Source organism: Nocardia sp. NPDC005978, assembly GCF_040614455.1.
In the GTDB taxonomy this organism is placed as follows: Bacteria; Actinomycetota; Actinomycetes; order Mycobacteriales; family Mycobacteriaceae; genus Nocardia.
Genome location: NZ_JBEXUS010000066.1, coordinates 1 through 17,013 on the forward strand (window position 1 = coordinate 1; position 17,013 = coordinate 17,013).

A 17,013-nucleotide genomic window follows, 5' to 3' on the forward strand; every position below is an offset into this window, starting at 1 on the left:
CCCCCCCCCCCCCAAAAAAAAAACCACCCCCCCCCCCACACCAACACACCCCCACCCACACTTTCCCCCCACCCGCCCCACCCACCAACAACCCCCCCCTGCGGCCGCAGGCCGGCCGCGGCGCCGAGCAGTTCCAGCAGGCCGATCCCGATGGCGAACGGGTCGGGAGCGACGGTGGTCAAGCCGAACGCGGCGTCGAGCGTCTCGCGGTGCGCGGGCGGAATCGACGCCGGCTCGTCCAGGACCGGGCGGCACAGCTGATGCAGGGCCGCGAACGGCATACCCATCTCGAATTCCGAGCCCGTGGCGTGCAATACACGAAATCCGGCGGCCCGGCTCTCGGCCGCGGTCAGCAACGCGGACTTGCCGATACCGGGTTCCCCGCGCAGCACCAGCGCGCCACCGTCGCCCGCCCGCGCGGCGGTGAGCACCCGCGTGAGGCGGCGAACCGGCTCGTCCCGGCCCAACAGAGCGATATCCGCCGTCATTGCCCGAAGTCTAGTGAGATGTCCGTTTTCCGCGCCGGGGCGGGCGGCCCGGATCACCGATATCGGCGGCGTAGGCGATGTAGGCGATTTCTGCCGACGCGAGTGGCGCTCACCCGGTGCGAATCTGATGTCAGAGCCGGAACGGGGCCGGCGAGAAGCCCCGAAACCGCAGATCAGAGAGGTCTTATCGTGATCACCGACATCGACACCGCCGCACCCGTGGTCGCCATCCACGAGATCGTCATCGACGCACCGCTGGAGCGCGTCTGGGCCCTGCACACCGACATCGCGGCCTGGACCGCCTGGCAGCCCGACATCACCGCCGCCGTCGTCGACGGCCCGATCGCGCCCGGCACGGTCTTCCACTGGAGCACCTTCGGACTCGACATCGATTCCACCATCTACGCGGTGGACGGCCCGCACCGCATCGTGTGGGGCGGTCCGGCGCACGGGATCACCGGCGTGCACGTGTGGACCTTCACCGCCGAGGGCGATTCGGTGCGGGTGCGCACCGAGGAGTCGTGGGACGGCGCACCGATCCGCGCGGATATCGAGGGCATGGGCGCGGCCCTGGACAGCGCGCTGACCGGCTGGCTCGCCCACCTGAAGCGGGTCGCCGAGAGCGCGCGGTAGTCCGCCGAGCACACCGCAATCACAGGAGGAACACCATGAACGCGGCACTCGGGGAGGCGGTCCGCCACGGGCCGGCGGGCCCGGCTCGGATCGCCCGCGGCACGGTGCTGGCCGCCGCGACACTGACCCTCATGGCCCCGGCGATCATCGCGCCGAGCCTGCCCGCCATGCGGACGGTCTTCGCGGACGTGGCCGGGGCGGATGTCCTGGTCAGGCTGGCGCTGACCATCACCTCGCTCGCCATCGGGCTCAGCGCGCCGGTGGCCGGGCTGGCGGCCGACCGGCTCGGGCGCAAACCGCTGCTGCTCGGCAGCCTCGCGCTGTATGTCGTTGCGGGAGTGGGCGGCTACTTCACCGGCGGCTTGGCCGCACTACTGGTGACCCGGGCACTGCTCGGGCTGGCGGTGGGCGGGATCATGACCGCGATCAGCGCCCTCATCACCGATTGGTTCGACGGGCCGCGCCGGGCATCGTTCCTGGGCCTGCAACAGGCGTCGGCCAGTCTCGGCGGCGTGTTGTTCCTCCCGCTGGCGGGAGTGTTGTCCGCCGCGGACTGGAAAGCACCGTTCTGGATCTACGCCGCCGGCGCGCTCGTCCTGCCGTTCGCCGTGATCGGACTGCGAGAACAGCGGCGCGACAGCACATCCGGGGCCGTGACGGCGATGCCCGGTGACACACCGACCGGCATCCGGTGGCCGATCGCGGGGCTGTACCTGCTCGCGTTCGCGGTGACCCTGGCCTTCTATATGGCTCCCACCCAGTTGCCCTTCCTGCTCACGGAACTGCGGGTCGGTCCGGCCCTGGTCGGCGTGGTGATCGCCGTGACGACACTCAGCAGTGTCCTTGGCGCACTGGCGTTCCCGGCGCTGCGCTCCCGGTGGAGCTCGAGTCTGCTCACCGCGGCCAGCATCGCGCTGCTCGGTCTCGGATGGGTGGTCGTCGGGACCGCGCACACGGTGGCGCAGGTGGTGGCGGGGCTGCTCGTGGGCGGCTTCGGGGTCGGCCTGGCCGTCCCCAATCTGAATCTGCGGCTGAGCGATCTCGCTCCGGTCGCCGTCCGGGGCCGGATTCTCAGCGGTCTGGTCACCGGAATCTTTCTCGGCCAATTCCTTTCCCCACTGCTCGTGCAGCCGCTGCTGCGGAGCGCGGGAATCGGCGGCGCGTTCCTCTGGACCGGGCTCGCCATGATCGCCGGAGCGGCGCTCGCCTTCGTGGCGCTCCGGAAAACCAACTGACACAAAGGATGAAAGACATGATCTACCACGGCAACCGCTTCACCCTGCGCGCCGACGCCACCCCCGAGGCCATCGAAGAAGCCCTCGAAAGCCTGCGCAACCAGGGCCGCGTCATTCCCTCGGTGAAATCCTTCGTCGTCGGCCGTGACTTCGGCGGCGAGTACGAATGGGGCGCGGTGTTCGTCATCGAGGATCTGCGGGGCTACTGGGAGTACCTGATCCACCCGGCACACCGCAACACCGACCGGGTCGGGCTGCCGCTGGTCGACAAGTTCTCCTCCTTCGACATCACCGACGATCCGGATCCCGAGATGGCCGCCAAGATCGCAGCCCTGCACCAGCGGCGGTACGACAGCGACCCCGAACTCACGAAGCTGGTCTCCGACCTCGGTGAATACAGCGGCAGCGCGGCTCCGGGGCCGCACGGTCAGCAGTAGTCACCGGCGGCGCACGCACCCCCGCCGGACCGTCCGGCGGGGGTGCTGTCGCAGCGCTGTCGGTGCGGCCCCGGGGCTCGGCCGGACGTGTCAGGCCGGTGGCGGCGCGATGTCAGCGCGGCCCGCGATCGTAGTTCTCATCGGGCGGCGAACAGCTCGCCGGAACCGCGATCACCGAAGGAATCGGACATGCCTACTTTCCAGACCCCCGCCGCCATCACCGCCATCGTCGACGTGCCCGCCGGGTACATCCGGGTCATCGCCTCGGACCGCACCGACACCGTCGTGGAGGTGCGCCCGACCGACCCGCATGCCAAGAACGACGTGCGCGCCGCCGGCCAGGTCCAGATCGATTACACCGCGGGACATCTCACCGTGAAGATGCCCCGGGCGTGGCGGGCCTACGCGCCGTTCGGCGGCACCCCGTCCATCGAGGTCACCGTCCAGGTTCCGGCCGGATCGAACCTGAAGGCCACCGCGGCCCTGGGCCGGCTGCTGGTCAGCGGCCCGTTCGGCGATTGCGATCTGGGCGTCTCCGCCGGTGACATCGCCGTGGAGGGCCCCGGCGGTTCGGTGACGGCCAAGACCGCCAAGGGTGACATCCGGGTCAGCGACGCGGTCCGCGGGGACCTGCGGCTCGAGACCTCCATGGGTGAGGTGGAGGTGGGCATCCACCCGGCCAGCGGGGTGCAGTTGGACTCGAGCGTGCAGCACGGCTCGGTGCAGAATCTGCTGGCCCCGGTCGCCCGCCCGGACGCCGACACGGTGCGGGTCCATGTGCGAAATTCGTACGGCAACATCGTGGTCCGGCACAGCGCCGCCGTCTGATGCCCGCCTCGGCCGCCCGATCCCCGCGGCGTGCCGACGCGGGTGGATTCGGAGCCGGATCGGTCGGGTCCGCGCATTGGCCAAGTTGTGATATCCGCCGGTCGGAGCCCCTATCCGGGCTCCGAAACCGGGCTCCGGCCTAGAGGTGGAACCGACCGTCCGGTACTGTTGCGACCGCTGGTTAGTCCCGGTAGCACCCCCATCAGGAGGAGTAGCACCATGAGCGGTAACCGCAACGCCAAGAAGAACGCCGAATCGATGATCGGCAAGGCGAAGGACAAGCTCGAGCACGGCCAGGAAGTCATCAACCAGGACATGCGCCGCGCCGGCCAGCGCGTCAAGGGCGCGGCCAAGGACGCACAGGCCAACCTGGAACGCGGCGAGGAGCGCGCCCGCGAGGGTACGGAGCACGCCGCCGACGATATGAAGGACGCTATGAACCGCTGACCCCATCGAGCGAGCGGTTGATCGCTTCGCCCCCGCCGAGTCTCTCGGCGGGGGCGAAGCCGTTCTCGCGCAAGGGTTCCGGTGCTGTCGCGACGAACCGGGGCGGGTCGTGTCCGGTGCGCCGTGGATTATCCGTCGTTCGCCGCAGTGCTCGCGCGGGCAACGGTCACGAGCGCCCGGGTGATTCGCTCGCAGAACTCCGCGTGGTGCTCCAGGCCGTGCGTCAGGGCACGCAGCAGGGTCGCGCCGCGCAGGATCTCGAAGATCGCTTCGACATCGCAGTCCGGAGCGGCCGTACCGCGTGCCGCGGCGGCCGCGAGGAGCTCGCGCAGGGCATCGATGGTCGGACGCTCACCGCGGTCGAGCAGGCGGTGATACAGGGCCTGGTCGCCGTGATAGTCCGCGAGCAGGCCCGGGATCGCCGCCCGGGCGGCGGGATGCGCGGCCGTGGCCAGGAACAGCTCGGTCCAGGCCAGCAGATCGGCGTGCAGATCGCCGGTGGGGACCGGATGCGCGCCGGTGTCCAGCCCGAACACCGTGTCCTCCACCAGTTCTCGCTTACCGGGCCAGCGGCGGTAGATGGACGTGGCGACGATGCCCGCTCGGCGTGCGACGGCCGCGATGGTCGTGGCCTGATAACCCTCGGTGACCAGCAGTTCCTCGGTCGCGGTGAGAATCCGGTCGTCCACGAGCGGGTCGCGGGGGCGACCGGGGGCGGGTCGCGGAGTTGCTGACGCGGGCACGGGCTTCCTCCGTCGGATCGCGAGAAGTTTTCCTGAAGCACATTACATTTCCGGCCCATTTAGAATACGCTATGCCGCGTATCGTAATTAAGGTGGCGCAAGCCACACCCGAGAGAGGTACCCGTCGATGTTGACGCCCCAGGACGAACTGCTCTGCCATCAACTGCCCACCACGTTCGACCACGTCCTGCAGAGCGACCTGCGCTGGACCGAACGCGTCGTGCTCTACGGCTTCGACACCACCGGTTCGGTGAGCGTCATGACCGGCATGGCCCGCTACCCCAACCGCAATGTGACCGACGCCTACGCCATGATCACGATCGAGGGCAAGCAGGCGCACGTGCTGCGGATGTCCCGCGAGATCGGCGGCCGCTACGACGGCCTGGGCGCCTGGCAGGTCGGGCCCTACCGGTACGAGGTGATCGAACCGCTGCGCAAGGTGCGGGCCACCCTCGACGACAACGAGTCCGGCATCAGGCTGCAACTGGACTTCGAAGGCGAATTCCCGGCCTACGAACAGGAACCCGCGTTCTTCCGCACCCGGGGCCGTGTCCGCGAGGACGCCCGCCGCTACTACCAGAACGGCCGGATCAGCGGCTGGCTCGAGGCCGGCGGACAGCGCTACGACATCGATCCGGAGACCTGGTGGTTCGGGCGCGATCACTCCTGGGGCACCCGGCACGGCGGTGGCGGCGGCAGCCTCGGCGAGGGTGACGGGCTGCAGCCCGGCGAGGTTCCCGACGGCGTGCTGTATTACATGGGCATCTTCCAATTCGAGGACGAGCTGGTGCATTTCGCGCAGCGCGAGACCGCCGACGGACAGCCCTGGCACTTCGAGGGCAACGTGCTGCCGACGCTCGACTCGGGCCGGGAGATCGTGCCGGTCGTGGCCGCCGAGCACGCGCTGAGTTTCCGCGACGACTTCCGCATCGTCGACGGCGGCAGCTTCACCGTGCGCAGTGCCGACGGCCGGAACCGGGAGTTCACCATCACCCCGGTCTCCGACTTCTGGCCCGGCATAGCCGGATACGACAACTACCGCGGTTACGCCTCGGGGCTGTGGCGCGGGGAATCGTGGAGTGACCACTTCGTCGCCGACCTCACCGACGTCGCGGATCTGAAGCAGGCCAGCATGCTCAGCGAGACCTTCTGCCGCGTCGAATCCGAGGGGCGGGTCGGCTACGGCCTGGTGGAGATGGTCTTCCTGGGCCGCAACGCCCGGTACGGGTACGAGGGATACTGATCGTGAGCATCACCCGTCCCGCGCCGGAGGCGATTCCGGCCCTGCTCGAACCCGCGCTGCGGCAGTACCTGCCCGGTGCGGGCGGGCCCCGCATCAGCGAATTCGCTAGGACCACACGAGGATTCGCGACCGAGACCTTCCTGTTCGAGGTCGAGGACGCGTACGGACGACTGCCGCTGGTGCTGCGCAGGCCGCCGGAGGACGCGCTGTTCCCCGACTACGACCTGCTGCGCCAGGTGCTGGTCATGAACCGGCTGGCGAAGACCGATATCCCGGTCCCGGCGGTCGCGTGGCTGGATCGCGGCGAAACCGCGCTCGGCAGTCCGTATTTCGTCATGAATCGGCTCTCGGGCGAGGCGCCGGGCGACTTCCCGTCGTACCACAGCGCGGGCAACTACTTCGAGGCCACGCCCGCCAACCGCGCCCGGATGTGGTGGGGGTGCGTGGACACCATCGCCGCCGTTCACCAACTCGACTGGCGGGCACTGCGTCTGGACTTCCTGGCGCTGCCGCACCACGGGCAGGGTCCGGTGCGGCAGGTGGTGAACTACCTGGACGCGGCGCTGCGCTGGGCCTGCGCGGGTGAACCCGCCGAGCCGTACCGGCGGGCGATCGCCTACCTGCGGGAGAACGCCTACGAGCCGGAGCATCTCACCCTGTGCTGGGGTGACGCGCGCATGTCGAACATCCTGTACGACAGGGACTGCCGCGTCACCGGCGTGCTGGACTGGGAGATCGCCTACCTCGGCGATCACGAGGCCGATCTGGCCTGGATGCTGTTCCTGGAATGGGCCAGTACCGAATTCGAGGGGCACCCGCCGCTGCCGGGCACCCCGTCGCGTGCGGAGACCATCGAGTACTACGAGCGGCGCAGCGGCATGCCGGTGCGGAATCTGCGCTACAACGAGATCCTCGCCGCCGTGCTGCTCTCGGTTCCGTTGTTGCGCATGGCGAATCGCGTCGAGTTGCCGCCGGAGATGAACATCACCGGCTTCTGCACCACCCGAATCGAACAGCTGCTGTCCTGACAGTGCCCGGCAGCGGCTGTTTTCCGCGGGTCGCTGTCCGGCGCCGTCGCCGGGCAGCGACCCGTATCCGCGCCGTCGCGGTGCGATCAGCGAGCAGGGGCCTGGGGCGCGGGTGCGGCCAGGTACTGCTGCAGGGCCGCCGAGACGGCGGCGTCGCCCTCGAGGGTCGGGTGGCCGGGCTGGCCCAGGAAATCGCGACCGGGGGTGAAAACGCCGGTCAGCCACGGGTCGTCGGAGCACAGGCCGTGGCCGGCGGTGGCTGCCCGGGCGTCGAAGAACTCGATGCCCAGCTGGGCGGCGCCGGCCTTGGGCGCCTGCTGGACGCTCTCGAACACGTCGGTGACCGCGCTCGCGCGCGGGATGCGCATGGGGACGCCGAGGATGTCGGTGCAGATCGCGGTGTCGCCGGGGGTGTGCAGCTCCTGGTATCCGACCAGGATGATGCGCGCGTTCGGGGCGTAGTAGCGCAGGTACGCGACGATGCTGCCGAGATGGTCGACGTAATCCTGTCCGGTCAGGATCTTGGGCGGCGTGCCGTTGGCCGCCACATCGGCAGTGCTGCAACCCCGTTCGATGTTCAGCAGACACGGCGCGAGCTCGCCCTGCGCCTTGTGGTTCTCACCCCAGATGTCGTTGAGGCCGAACTGGAGCAGGACCGCCTTGGTCCGGGTGCCGAAGGCCCCGATCTCGGCGGCGCGGCGGGTCTGGGTCAGCGCCGTCCAGTAGCGATCCTCGCCGTGCCGGTACAGGTAGGACCCGACACAGGACACGTCGGCGACGTCGTTCTCCCGCAAGCCCATTCGCTGACCCATCTGGGTGGGCCAGGAGGTGGGCTGATGTGCGCATTCGCCGCTCTCCGGCGAGGCGTCGGGGGTGGTCCAGGTGGCGTTGGCGGTATTCGAATCACCCATGACCACCAGCGATTTGCCGTTGCCCGCCGCTGCCGGGTCATTGTCCGCACCGGCCACCGGCGCGGTGATTCCGCCCAGCAGCACCGCCCATCCGAAGGTCATCGCGACGGCAGACAGAAAGCGGTTCATGATCCTCGGGATTCCTGCGGTGTCGAAGGGAAGTGACCGGTACGGGATATTAACGTCACGTTGCCAGTGAAACTTGCGTTCCGCAAATAACCTTCTGAAACCTTGTGTACGAATCCCATTCATCGAGGTGAGGCAGGGTGGACGGGTTACGCGCATGTTACGGCGGATGACAAGACTCGGCACCCCGGCGACGATCGCCGAGGTGCCTGAAGGGATGGTGCGCGGGTCTCAGCCGGTGACGGGGCGGTCGCCGTAGAGCCTGTGCCGCTCCTGGTAGGCGGTGGGGGCGGAACCCCGCCACTCGCCCGGGACCAGCGGATTGTGGCCGTGCCGGCCGACTTCCTGCTCCCGCTTGAACTCGCGGAAGTACTCGTACCGGACCAGCAGCAGGCCCGAGATCAGCAGCACCGCGGCAGCGATAGCGCCGATCACCGCCCAGCCGTAGAAGCCGTACCCGGCCGCGGTCAGGGTCAGTCCGACGGCCACGACGCCGAGTGCGCACAGCAGCAGTGCCGGGAATTCGCCACGGTCTTCGATGGCATCACCCGGATGCGGGTGCCAGTGCTCGCCGTTCGGTTTGATTGCGGTAATTCTGAACACGGCCTTGCCTCCTGGACTGGGGAGATTCCTTCCTTGTATCCAGGGTGCCCCCGAACGCGACATTAATCACGGGTAATTTCTGAATATTTGCTCATTGATGGAAATTGGCGGGTTCGGTGCCGGGTGCGCGCGCGAGTGGGCGCCGATGAATTTCGGGGCCGGTTCCCGTCTGTATGTGCAGTACCCGTCGCATCCGAGGAGGACCCATGGCCACGACCTACACCTTCGACGTCTTTTCCAGTCTGGACGGTTCCGGCAGCGTGAGCGGCGGGGACTGGGGCGGATACTGGGGCAAGCAGACGCCCGGGTTTCTCGCGCACCGCCTCGAGCAGTACCGGCCGGATCAGCGAATGGTGTTCGGGGCCAACACCTATCGCGAGTTCGCGCAGATGCTGGCGGAGGCGACCGCGGGGTCCGAGGTGTACGACCCCTGGGTGACCCGCATGGTGAACCTGCCCGCCACGATCGTCTCGACCACCCTGCGCGATCCCCTGGACTGGGTCGACGGGACGGTCGCGAACGGTGACGCCGTCGACGTCGTGACCCGTCTCAAGCGTGAGTCCGAGGTGCCGCTGCGCTCGCACGGCAGTCTCGCGATGAACTGGGCGCTGCTGGCCGCGGGCCTGGTCGATCGGGTCCAGGTGACGGTCTTCCCGGTGATCACCGGGAAAACCGGGTCGGCCCCGATCTTCGGGGGCGCGGCCGACTTCGACCTGGACCTGCTCGAATCACACACCCTGGACGGCGGCATCCAGGAACTGATCTACCGGCCGACCCTGCACGGCTGAGAGGGCCGGCCGTTCGGTGTCGCTAGCCCGCCGAGCCGCTCAGCAGCGATTCGATGAAGTCGGACGGGGTGGGCTCGGTGGCGGAGTCGCTGTCGGCCCGCCCCGGGACGCCGACGATCAGCTGCGCGACGCTCTTGCCCTGCAGGGCGGAGACGTTGTACTTGCCGTTCGCCGGCGGGTTCCACTCGACGACGACCGCGCCGTTGCTGGGCGTGACGTTGTAGGCGACGACGTCGTTGCCGACCTTGACCAGGACGGGCTGGTAGTCCGACACCTTGACGACGATCCGGCACGAGGCCGCCCCGACCTTGCAGTCGGAGCCCGCCGTCGCGCCTTCGATGGTGAGGTTGGTGATCGCCGCCGAGGCCGGGGCGGCGAAGACCGCGGGAGCGGCGAACGAGGCGAGCCCGGCCACGGCCAGGGTTGCGATCGGAAGTTTCGACATATGCAGACCAGCTCTTTCCGGTGATCGACGTCACCCGCGGCGAACACTAGTGAAAGGTGTGTATTTCAACAAGGCTCGCTCAGCCCGCGGACGCGAACCAGGGGGATCTGATCAGGACGGACCCGATGGGGACCCGGAGGGGGCCGACGGTGTGTTGGGTGCGTGTCAGCCGGTGATGTCGCGGCCGATGAGCTGCCGGGCGATCACCCACTGCAGTACCTCGTTCGCGCCTTCGAAGATTTCGAGGATTTTCGCGTCGCGGTATATCTCCTCGAGGCGGTAGGTCTCGCCGGTCGCGGACACCTGTCGGGCGAATCCGTAGCCTCCGTATATCTGGAGTGCGTCGCGGGCGACGTCGTTGGCCAGGCGAGTGGCGAAGGATTTGGCCATCGAGGCTTCCGGTTCACCGGAGCGGTCACCTCGGTCCAGACGGACGGCGGCCTTCTGATAGAGGGCGCGCGCGGCTTCGAGCTCGGTGGCGCGTCCGGCGAGCCGGTACTGCCAATACTGCATCTCGCCGAGCTTGCGGCCGAACAACTCCCGGCTGCGCACGCGATCGACGGCCAGATCCAGCGCCGCCTGCGCGACCCCGACGCCCGCGGCCGCGATTCCGACCCGTCCGGCCGCCAGCGACGACAGTGCGGTGCTCAGTCCGCTGCCCGGGGCGCCGAGTGCGTGATCGGCGGGTACCGAGACGTTGTCGAAGGTGATGTCGGCGGTGATCTGACCGCGGTGACCCATTTTGAGATCCGGCGCGCCGACGCTGATGCCGGGGGAATGCATGTCGACCAGCAGCATGCTCGCGTTGTCGGTGTCGCCGTCCCGGCACAGCAGGCAGACCCAGTCGGCGACAACGGAGTTGGTGATCCACCGTTTGCGGCCGTTGACGACGAAGCCGTCCGGGGTGCGTGACGCGACGGTCTTCAACGCGGTCGGGGTGAGGTCGCTGGAGGCATCCGGTTCGGTGGTCGCGAACGCGAAGACCAGGTCACCGGAGATCAAACCGGGCAGTACCCGCTCGCGCAGGTGTGGCTGGGCGAAGGTGAGTGCTCGGGCGTTGAGGATGCACTGCCCGTCGTAAACACCGGCGAGACTGGAACTCTCGTAGGCGATCTCCTCGGTGACGAGGCAGGTTGCCAGCATCGAATGGGTGAGCCCAGCGCCGAAGGGCTTTTCGAAGGGGACCGCGAAACACCCTGCGCTCGCGAGTCCCTTGAAGGCGGACCAGGGAAACGAGTCCGCCGACTCCTCGCGCTGCGCGATCTCGCGTGCCACCGGTGCCAGATGGGTGGCGACCGCTTCCCTGGCCATAGCTCGGACATGTGCGACGTCGTCGGGTAGGAAGACGTCGTGCCAGATGCGGTCACCGGTGCGGGTAACGGGGGCGGAGGTCATCAAAATCCTTTCGTGGACTGCGTAGTAGAGGGAGCGCCGGGCGCGTGAGGATCTCGGCGGCCACCTCGGCGTCGACCCGGCCGCCGAGATCTACCCCTGGACGACCGGCGTCGGGCGCAGCGCCTGGCGCAGGACGTGCCGCAGCGGCGGTTGGGCGTGCCGGTCGGTATTCCAGCCGGCGGGTCGCCGTCGCCCCAGCGCGGTCACGATCGTCTCGGCGCATTCCATCGCGCTGTCGGCGGCCAGTTCGGTGCCGACGCCGCGCCCGCCCGCGCCGTCACCAGCCAGGTAGAGACCGGCGATCGGAGTGGTGACCGAAGGGCGTTGATCGGCAACCTGTCCCGGGGTCTGGCCGGTGGAGATGGCCGGACCGAACTCCTTGCCGAGCCAGTGCTCCATCCAGCTGGTGGTGGTGCGGTCGACGAAGACGATCTCGTCGTCGAGGCCCGGCACGATCGCCCGGATGGTGCGCAGCACCATTTCCTCCCACTCGGCCGGCGCGTCCTTGAGCTCGATGTCGGTGGTCGGCGCGACCGCGCAGACGGTCAGCAGCTGATGACCGGGCGGGGCGAGAGACGGGTCGAAGTTCGTCGGGATCGGGCAGTAGTAGGGCACCACATCCGGGACGCGGCCGTCCAAGACCTGATCGAACATGCCGAGCATGGTCTCACCGGAGGCATTCAGCAGGTCCGCGTTCGCGCCGAAACCTCCCATCAGACAGCCCGCGTCGACCAGCTTGCGGCGCAGGCCGATCTTGGCCTGTACCGCGATCAACGACCCCTGGATGCGTGAGGCCCGCTCGATGTAGGCGTCGGGCAACGCTCCGGGCTCGACCAGATGCAGGGCCGTGCTGCGCAGACTCGACGTGGAGACCACGATGTCGGCGTCGATCCGCGAGCCGTCGGTGAGCAGGACCCCGCGAACCCGCCCATCGGTGACCAGGATCTGCTTGACTCCGGCGCGCGTGCGAATCTGTGCGCCCTTGGCCTCGGCCAGCCGGCAATACGTCAGTGGGACCGCCTTGGAGCCGCCCGCCGGGTAACTGAGCCAGTTGTCACGGAACATGCGCTGGAAGCAGTAGATCGCCTCGCCCGCAGAGGTCTCCGACGGCGCGATGACGAAGTAAAGTCCCAGCAGGAAGCACAGTGCCGCATGGACTTTCGGGTTGTTGGTGAATTGGGCGACATACTCGTCGACCGTGCGGTGGTTCCAGCTGTCCACCTCGGCGGGCGCCATGGTGAGCATGTCGGTGAGCAGTCTCGCCGCATCGGCGGCCTCGGCGGGCCGCAGGTTCATCGACCGTGCCAGGCGCCAGCCGAGCATCGGCATGCGATGCGCCTGCGACGGCAGCGGAATTCGCTCGACCTTGCCGCTGCCGTCGCGCGCCGGGTAGCGGATCTCGGCGATGTCGTGCGTGCGGCGGAAATCGATGGCGCCGGCATGTCCGGTGCGGCGCAACACTTCACCGATCGGTCCCCGCGGGCCGCGGCTGAACAGGTGCGTACTGAAATCGACCTGGAAGCCCTGTTTCTCGTAGCCCGCGCACGCGCCGCCGAGATACTGGTTCTTCTCGAGCAGCGTGACCCGCATTCCGGCGTGCGCCAGCAGCAGGGTCAGCGCCGTGCCGCCGATACCGGCGCCGATGACGACCACATGTGGGTCCGAATTATGTTCTGGCACTGTCTGATTACCAATCTTCGACATGTTGCGGGATGCTGGCTTCAGGCGATCCGCCGCAGGGCGCGAGCGATGACACGCCGGTGGCTCGCGGCGGCGCGGCGAGCGGCGTAGGCGTACGGGTAGTAGCGCAGTCTTTCCGGCAGCGCGGGGACGGTCATCCGGATCGTCGCGCCCACCGCGGCCAGCCGTCGTTCGTCGCGCTCGGTCCAGCGCACACCGAGGATGTCGCGCACACCCGATGGCAGGGTCCCGACCGCGAGCCAGTACGCGGGCGAGCCCACCGATCGAGCGAAGGCGGGCCACAGAGGATTCAGTGCTGTGGGCAGGAACGGGAACGGGGCCGCGTCGCGGCGGACCACGGTGAGCACATCGCGGGCGGTGGCATGGTTCTCCAGCCGCGTCGACACCATCTCCTCGAAGTACTCCCAGTACGCGGCGACGCTGCCGGGCATGGCCGCGGCGGGGATCAGCTGATTGGCCCCGACCTGGAGGAATTCGTCGTAGAGCCGATCCTGTTCGGAGGCGGTCAGCGGGTCGGCGAACAGTCGGCGCATGGTGACCAGGCGCTCGAACAGGGTCGCGTGCACCCACGCGTAGGGCTCGTTGTTGTTGGCGTGATAGGGCTGACCGTGGTTGTCGACGCCCTTGACCGGCTTGTGCAACTCGCGCAACCGGCGGCCTTCCGCCAGCGCGCCTTCACCGCCGTAGACCCACAGGTTCACCGAGTCGATGGACCGCTGGGCGCGACCCCAGGGGTCGGCGCGGTAGGCGGAGTATTCACCGACGGCGGTCCCGATCACCGGATGCATGGTCTGTTCGACCAGGGCGCCGAGGAAGACCAGCGACAGACGCACATCTCCCACGACCTCCCACATCAACGCGTCCGGGGTGAGTGCGGCCGGTGCGCGTCCGGATCGGTCGAGTGCGATTGAAGACTCCATGCCCTCGCTCCTTTGCGATAGGTTTTGACCGATCTTCTATCACGATAGAAAAAGATGCAATCCCTATCACTGTTGCGATTTCGCGGGCTCTCTAGACTTGGCGACCATGAAGGCGACGGTCGCGGCGCTCGGCTCGCAGCAGCAAATCGACGACATCGACACGATGCGCACGCGCATCCTCGATGCGGCGCTGGCCTGCTTCGCCGCGGACGGTGTTCGCCGCACCACGATGAACGCCATCGCCGGTGGCGCGGGCGTCGGCGTCGCCACCGTCTATCGACGCTTCCCGCAGAAGGAGCAGTTGGTCAACGCGGTCCTGCTGCGCGAGAGCTCGCTGCTGATCGCCGCCGTGCAGAACGCGGTGGACGAGGCCGACACCGCCGAGGATCAGCTCGTCGCGGGCTTCGCGACCTTCACCACGGAGATCACCAACCGCGGACTGCTGCGCGAGATACTCGACTCCGACCGCGGTACGGGCGGAATCGACCATTCCGAAAACGGCTCACCGCTATTGGAATTGGGCAGGGGCTTCCTGTCCGGCATCATCCGGCGCTGGCAAACCGACCGCACCATAGCGGATTTCGACGCCGACCTGGTCGCGGAGATCTTCGCCCGCCTCGCATACTCCCTCGCGCTCACCCCGCAGGGCCTGATCCCGCTGGCGGACACCGACAGTGCGCGCCGCTTCGCGCGTATTCACCTGATCCCGCTGCTGCATCCGAACCTCCCCGATCCGTCCTGACGCCACCGGCAGCGCGTTCCCCGGGATACGCGGGTCGCCCGTTCGTGCCGTGCCGGGGCGTTCCGGCGCGCAGTTCATCGTGGCCGTGGCGCACACCGCCTCGCAGCTCTTCCCGGCTTCCACGGCGGCTTCGCCGAGCGGACAACGGGGTCGCGATCGGATGTGGGAGGCTGGACCGGTGAACCGACTGGGCAGCGCCACCTCGCCTTATTTGCGTCAGCACGCGGACAATCCGGTGCACTGGCGGGAGTGGGACGCCGAGGCGCTGGCGGAGGCGGCCGAGCGGGACGTGCCGATCCTGCTGTCCATCGGGTACGCGTCGTGCCACTGGTGCCATGTGATGGCGCACGAGTCGTTCGAGGACGAGGCCACCGCGGCGCTCATGAACGCGAACTACGTGTGTATCAAGGTGGATCGGGAAGAGCGGCCCGACCTGGACGCGGTGTATATGAACGCCACCGTGGCCATGACGGGGCAGGGCGGCTGGCCGATGACCTGTTTCTTGACTGCGGCGGGGGAGCCGTTCTACTGCGGGACGTACTACCCGAAGACGCCGCGGCACGGGTCGCCGTCGTTCACGCAATTGCTCGAGGCGGTCACCGAGACCTGGCGGAACCGGCGGGACGAGGTGACGCAGGCGGCGGCGCAGGTGGGGGAAGCGCTGCGGGAGCAGACCGCGGGGTTGCCGGAGAACGACGTCCGGATCAGTCCGGAGCTGCTCGACCACGCGGTCGCGGCCGTGCTGAAGGACGTCGACGCGCAGCACGGGGGATTCGGTGGAGCGCCGAAGTTTCCGCCGTCGGCGCTGTTGGAGGGGCTGCTGCGGGATTTCGAGCGGACCGGGAACGCCGGTGTGCGGCAGGTGGTTACGTTCACGGCCGAGGCCATGGCGCGGGGCGGGATCTACGACCAGTTGCGGGGCGGGTTCGCGCGGTATTCGGTCGACGCGGCGTGGGTGGTGCCGCACTTCGAGAAGATGCTGTACGACAACGCCCAACTGCTGCGGGTGTATTCGCATCTGGCGCGGCGTGAGCGCGATGCCGAACAGGTGATTCCGCACGATCCGCTGGCCGCGCCCGGCGCGCTGGAATCGCTTGCGCTGCGGGTGACCCGGGAGACGGTGCAGTTCCTGCTGGATGATCTCGGAACCGAGACGGGCGGATTCGCCTCGGCGCTGGACGCGGACACGCATGTGGAACCGGAGGGGCCGGGGTTCGAGGGCGCGACGTATGTGTGGACGCCCGCCGAGTTGAACGGGCTGCTGGGTGCTATCGACGGTGCTTGGGCGGCAGAGGTGTTCGGCGTCACCACGGCGGGGACGTTCGAGCACGGGACCTCGGTGCTGACCCGGTACGCCGATCCCGCGCCCGCCGAATTCGAACGGCTGCAACGGATCACCGGGTTGATGCGGGACGCGCGGGATCGGCGTCCGCAGCCCGAACGGGACGACAAGGTGGTGACCGCCTGGAACGGCATGGCCGTTGTCGCGCTCGCCGAAGCCGGTGCGGCGCATCATCATCCGACCTGGGTGCTGGCCGCCGAACGCTGCGCGCAGTTCCTGCTCGACACCCACGTGACCGAAGGCCGGGTCTGCCGGGCCTCGCTCGGTGGGGTGGCCGGGGCCGCGCCCGGCGTGCTCGAGGATTACGCCTGGCTCGCGCTGGGCCTGCTGACCCTGCACCAGACCTCACGCGGGGAATGGCTTGCGCACGCGCAGCGGGTGCTGGACGCCGCGATCACCCACTTCGCCGATCCCGAGGTGCCCGGCAGCTGGTTCGACACCGCTAACGACGCCGAGACCCTGGTGACCCGCCCCCGCGATCCCCTGGACGGCGCGACCCCTTCCGGCACAGCGGTTCTCGCCGACGCGCTGCTCACCGCGGCGGCCCTGTCCGACCTCGAATCGGCCGCCGTCTACCGCGACCTCGCCGACGCGACCCTGGACCGCGGCGCGATCCTGCTCGCCCGCGCTCCCCGCTCGGCCGGCCACTGGCTCGCCGTCGCCGAAGCGGCCCTGCGCGGCCCGATCCAGGTGGCGGTGGCGGTGGCCGACGGTGATCGCGAGGGCTATCCCACCCTGGTCCAGGCCGCTCGCCTGGCCGCCCCCGGCGGCACGGTGGTGGTGGCAGCCGCCCCCGACACCGACCCCCTCCTGACCGACCGACCCGCCGTGAACACCCACTCCGCGGCGTACATCTGCCGCGGCGCGGTCTGCGACCTCCCGGTCACCACGGCCCAGGAGGTCAGGGCAGCTCTCCTCCCACCTGCCTCGGCCTGAGTAACAGCCCCCGCGACGTCCC

General features: G+C 68.8%; 18 protein-coding genes. 10 read left to right on the plus strand and 8 right to left on the minus strand.

All coding sequences use genetic code 11. The features are described from left to right. Positions 1 to 488 (minus strand): ATP-binding protein (locus ABZ319_RS26060; protein ID WP_354989111.1); only part of this gene is annotated, 488 nt, incomplete at its 3' end. Positions 489 to 677: 189 nt separating this feature from the next. Between ABZ319_RS26060 and ABZ319_RS26065 the strand changes: the two genes are divergently transcribed. The 5 genes from ABZ319_RS26065 (at position 678) to ABZ319_RS26085 (ending at position 4,068) form a co-directional block, all read left to right on the plus strand. Continuing rightward, positions 678 to 1,121 carry an SRPBCC family protein gene (locus tag ABZ319_RS26065; protein ID WP_354989112.1) on the plus strand — a complete coding sequence of 148 codons (444 nt, stop codon included), beginning with the start codon at positions 678 to 680 and terminating at the stop codon, positions 1,119 to 1,121. Between the two features lie 35 nt (positions 1,122 to 1,156). Further along, on the plus strand, positions 1,157 to 2,356 hold the full coding sequence (locus ABZ319_RS26070; RefSeq protein WP_354989113.1) for an MFS transporter: 1,200 nt from the start codon (positions 1,157 to 1,159) through the stop codon (positions 2,354 to 2,356). A 17-nt stretch (positions 2,357 to 2,373) separates the two neighbouring features. After that, the gene (locus ABZ319_RS26075; protein WP_354989114.1) at positions 2,374 to 2,793 is read left to right on the plus strand and encodes a Dabb family protein; all 420 of its coding nucleotides are present in this window, start codon (positions 2,374 to 2,376) and stop codon (positions 2,791 to 2,793) included. Positions 2,794 to 2,982: 189 nt separating this feature from the next. Continuing rightward, positions 2,983 to 3,621, plus strand: a complete 639-nt coding sequence (locus ABZ319_RS26080) for a DUF4097 family beta strand repeat-containing protein (RefSeq protein ID WP_354989115.1) — start codon at positions 2,983 to 2,985, stop codon at positions 3,619 to 3,621. A 219-nt stretch (positions 3,622 to 3,840) separates the two neighbouring features. Beyond that, positions 3,841 to 4,068, plus strand: a complete 228-nt coding sequence (locus ABZ319_RS26085; protein WP_354989116.1) for a hypothetical protein — start codon at positions 3,841 to 3,843, stop codon at positions 4,066 to 4,068. 128 nt (positions 4,069 to 4,196) lie between these two features. Here the strand turns inward: ABZ319_RS26085 and ABZ319_RS26090 are convergent, their stop codons facing one another. Beyond that, the gene (locus ABZ319_RS26090; RefSeq protein ID WP_354989117.1) at positions 4,197 to 4,811 is read right to left on the minus strand and encodes a TetR/AcrR family transcriptional regulator; all 615 of its coding nucleotides are present in this window, start codon (positions 4,809 to 4,811) and stop codon (positions 4,197 to 4,199) included. A gap of 127 nt (positions 4,812 to 4,938) precedes the next feature. Here ABZ319_RS26090 and ABZ319_RS26095 point away from each other — a divergent pair, with 127 nt between their 5' ends. Next, positions 4,939 to 6,054, plus strand: coding sequence for a hypothetical protein (locus tag ABZ319_RS26095; protein WP_354989118.1), 1,116 nt, complete (start codon positions 4,939 to 4,941; stop codon positions 6,052 to 6,054). 2 nt (positions 6,055 to 6,056) lie between these two features. Further along, entirely contained in the window at positions 6,057 to 7,082 is a 1,026-nt protein-coding gene (locus tag ABZ319_RS26100) for a phosphotransferase family protein (RefSeq protein ID WP_354989119.1), read from the plus strand. A gap of 86 nt (positions 7,083 to 7,168) precedes the next feature. Here the strand turns inward: ABZ319_RS26100 and ABZ319_RS26105 are convergent, their stop codons facing one another. Both ABZ319_RS26105 and ABZ319_RS26110 read right to left on the minus strand, forming a co-directional pair. Then, a complete protein-coding gene (locus ABZ319_RS26105) occupies positions 7,169 to 8,122 on the minus strand; it encodes a GDSL-type esterase/lipase family protein (protein ID WP_354989120.1) in 954 nt (317 codons plus the stop codon). 228 nt (positions 8,123 to 8,350) lie between these two features. Beyond that, positions 8,351 to 8,722, minus strand: coding sequence for a hypothetical protein (locus ABZ319_RS26110; protein WP_354989121.1), 372 nt, complete (start codon positions 8,720 to 8,722; stop codon positions 8,351 to 8,353). Positions 8,723 to 8,928: 206 nt separating this feature from the next. On the opposite strand from ABZ319_RS26110, the gene ABZ319_RS26115 reads away from it, so the two are divergent. Further along, positions 8,929 to 9,510: a dihydrofolate reductase family protein gene (locus ABZ319_RS26115; protein ID WP_354989122.1), complete on the plus strand. Its 582-nt coding sequence runs from the start codon at positions 8,929 to 8,931 to the stop codon at positions 9,508 to 9,510. A gap of 22 nt (positions 9,511 to 9,532) precedes the next feature. On the opposite strand, the gene ABZ319_RS26120 is transcribed toward ABZ319_RS26115, so the two are convergent. The 4 genes from ABZ319_RS26120 to ABZ319_RS26135 all read right to left on the minus strand — a co-directional run bounded on the left by ABZ319_RS26120 (position 9,533) and on the right by ABZ319_RS26135 (position 13,971). Continuing rightward, positions 9,533 to 9,955: a hypothetical protein gene (locus tag ABZ319_RS26120; protein WP_354989123.1), complete on the minus strand. Its 423-nt coding sequence runs from the start codon at positions 9,953 to 9,955 to the stop codon at positions 9,533 to 9,535. A gap of 165 nt (positions 9,956 to 10,120) precedes the next feature. Beyond that, positions 10,121 to 11,350 (minus strand): acyl-CoA dehydrogenase family protein, encoded by a 1,230-nt coding sequence (locus ABZ319_RS26125; protein WP_354989124.1) that lies wholly within the window; start codon positions 11,348 to 11,350, stop codon positions 10,121 to 10,123. A 90-nt stretch (positions 11,351 to 11,440) separates the two neighbouring features. Then, on the minus strand, positions 11,441 to 13,030 hold the full coding sequence (locus ABZ319_RS26130) for an NAD(P)/FAD-dependent oxidoreductase (protein ID WP_354989125.1): 1,590 nt from the start codon (positions 13,028 to 13,030) through the stop codon (positions 11,441 to 11,443). A 41-nt stretch (positions 13,031 to 13,071) separates the two neighbouring features. Next, on the minus strand, positions 13,072 to 13,971 hold the full coding sequence (locus ABZ319_RS26135) for an oxygenase MpaB family protein (protein WP_354989126.1): 900 nt from the start codon (positions 13,969 to 13,971) through the stop codon (positions 13,072 to 13,074). Between the two features lie 106 nt (positions 13,972 to 14,077). Between ABZ319_RS26135 and ABZ319_RS26140 the strand changes: the two genes are divergently transcribed. Both ABZ319_RS26140 and ABZ319_RS26145 read left to right on the plus strand, forming a co-directional pair. Continuing rightward, on the plus strand, positions 14,078 to 14,713 hold the full coding sequence (locus ABZ319_RS26140; protein WP_354989127.1) for a TetR/AcrR family transcriptional regulator: 636 nt from the start codon (positions 14,078 to 14,080) through the stop codon (positions 14,711 to 14,713). A gap of 160 nt (positions 14,714 to 14,873) precedes the next feature. After that, on the plus strand, positions 14,874 to 16,991 hold the full coding sequence (locus ABZ319_RS26145) for a thioredoxin domain-containing protein (protein WP_354989153.1): 2,118 nt from the start codon (positions 14,874 to 14,876) through the stop codon (positions 16,989 to 16,991). Positions 16,992 to 17,013: the final 22 nt, after the last annotated feature.